This window comes from Variovorax sp. N23 (assembly GCF_025486315.1).
In the GTDB taxonomy this organism is placed as follows: Bacteria; Pseudomonadota; Gammaproteobacteria; order Burkholderiales; family Burkholderiaceae_C; genus Variovorax.
This window is the reverse complement of the sequence record NZ_JAOOPY010000002.1, coordinates 232,501-235,000: the sequence shown is the minus strand read 5'-3', so window position 1 is coordinate 235,000 and position 2,500 is coordinate 232,501. Positions and strand designations below refer to the sequence as shown.

The 2,500-nt window shown below is 50.6% G+C and carries 2 rRNA genes (1 of these 2 cut by a window edge); both read right to left on the bottom strand.

The window, feature by feature from the left end:
• Positions 1-90: 90 nt before the first annotated feature.
• A 5S ribosomal RNA gene (gene rrf, locus N8A90_RS04070) occupies positions 91-203 on the bottom strand.
• Positions 204-345: 142 nt separating this feature from the next.
• Positions 346-2,500 (bottom strand): 23S ribosomal RNA (locus tag N8A90_RS04065) (it continues 718 nt past the right edge of the window).

The window sequence follows — 2,500 nt, the reverse complement described above, 5'->3', positions numbered from 1 at the left end:
CGCCTCTGGACCTGGTCAGGCACACTTTTCAGGTGTCTACACAAATAAGAAAGCCCCAACCGGTTGGTTGGGGCTTTCTAGGCTGTAAGAGCCTGACGATGACCTACTTTCACACGGGAACCCGCACTATCATCGGCGCTGACGCGTTTCACTGTCCTGTTCGGGATGGGAAGGAGTGGTACCACGTCGCTATGGTCATCAGGCATAACTTGATGTCTGATTGATCACATGATCAATCAAACGAATTCATAGAGTTTTGAATCAGCACGCAATGACTGCGCTGCTTGAATGTATTTTGAATGCGTCAACTTGGCATAACACCTTGATCTGACAGATCAAAGTTATAGGGTCAAGCCGCACGAGCAATTAGTATCAGTTAGCTTAACGCATTACTGCGCTTCCACACCTGACCTATCAACGTCCTGGTCTTGAACGACTCTTTAGGGGGCTCAAGGCCCCGGCAGATCTCATCTTGAAACGAGTTTCCCGCTTAGATGCTTTCAGCGGTTATCTCTTCCACACTTAGCTACTCGGCAATGCCACTGGCGTGACAACCGATACACCAGAGGTGTGTCCACTCCGGTCCTCTCGTACTAGGAGCAGGCTTCCTCAAATCTGCAGCGCCCACGGAAGATAGGGACCAAACTGTCTCACGACGTTTTAAACCCAGCTCACGTACCTCTTTAAATGGCGAACAGCCATACCCTTGGGACCGGCTACAGCCCCAGGATGAGATGAGCCGACATCGAGGTGCCAAACACCGCCGTCGATATGAACTCTTGGGCGGTATCAGCCTGTTATCCCCAGAGTACCTTTTATCCGTTGAGCGATGGCCCTTCCATACAGAACCACCGGATCACTATGTCCTGCTTTCGCATCTGCTCGACTTGTCAGTCTCGCAGTTAAGCACGCTTATGCCATTGCACTATCGTCACGATGTCCGACCGTAACTAGCGTACCTTCGAACTCCTCCGTTACGCTTTGGGAGGAGACCGCCCCAGTCAAACTGCCTACCATGCACTGTCCCCGATCCAGATAATGGACCTAGGTTAGAACCTCAAACACACCAGGGTGGTATTTCAACGTTGGCTCCACAAGATCTAGCGACCCTGCTTCAAAGCCTCCCACCTATCCTACACAGATCTGTTCAAAGTCCAATACAAAGCTACAGTAAAGGTTCATGGGGTCTTTCCGTCTTTCCGCGGGGAGATTGCATCATCACAAACATTTCAACTTCGCTGAGTCTCAGGAGGAGACAGTGTGGCCATCGTTACGCCATTCGTGCAGGTCGGAACTTACCCGACAAGGAATTTCGCTACCTTAGGACCGTTATAGTTACGGCCGCCGTTTACTGGGACTTCAATCAAGAGCTTGCACCCCATCATTTAATCTTCCAGCACCGGGCAGGCGTCACACCCTATACGTCCACTTTCGTGTTTGCAGAGTGCTGTGTTTTTAATAAACAGTCGCAGCCACCGATTTTTTGCAACCCATTCATGCTTCGTTGTTCACTACACACTAATAGGGCACACCTTCTTCCGAAGTTACGGTGTCAATTTGCCGAGTTCCTTCTCCTGAGTTCTCTCAAGCGCCTTAGAATACTCATCTCGCGCACCAGTGTCGGTTTGCGGTACGGTCGTATATAGCTGAAGCTTAGTGGCTTTTCCTGGAACCTCGTTCAGTCACTTCACCAGCAAGCTGGCTCGATCGTTGGCCTCGGTATATGTGCACCGGATTTGCCTAATGCACGCCTACATCCAACTAAACCGGGATATCCAACACCCGGATGACCTATTAAGATCCGTCCCCACATCGCACTATATATCGGTACAGGAATATTGACCTGTTTCCCATCAGCTACGCATCTCTGCCTCGCCTTAGGGGCCGACTCACTCTACGCCGATGAACGTTGCGTAGAAAACCTTGCGCTTACGGCGAGGGGGCTTTTCACCCCCTTTAACGCTACTCATGTCAGCATTCGCACTTCTGATACCTCCAGCACGCTTTACAACGCACCTTCACAGGCTTACAGAACGCTCTCCTACCACTTGCAATAAATTGCAAATCCGCAGCTTCGGTAACTGGCTTAGCCCCGTTACATCTTCCGCGCAGGACGACTCGATCAGTGAGCTATTACGCTTTCTTTAAATGATGGCTGCTTCTAAGCCAACATCCTGACTGTTTTAGCCTTCCCACTTCGTTTCCCACTTAGCCAATTTTAGGGACCTTAGCTGGCGGTCTGGGTTGTTTCCCTCTTGAGTCCGGACGTTAGCACCCGGTGCTCTGTCTCCCAAGCTGTACTCATCGGTATTCGGAGTTTGCCTTGGTTTGGTAAGTCGCCATGACCCCCTAGCCAAAACAGTGCTCTACCCCCGATGGTAATACTTGAGGCACTACCTAAATAGTTTTCGGAGAGAACCAGCTATTTCCAAGTTTGTTTAGCCTTTCACCCCTATCCACAGCTCATCCGCTAGTTTTGCAACACTAGTCGGTTCGGACC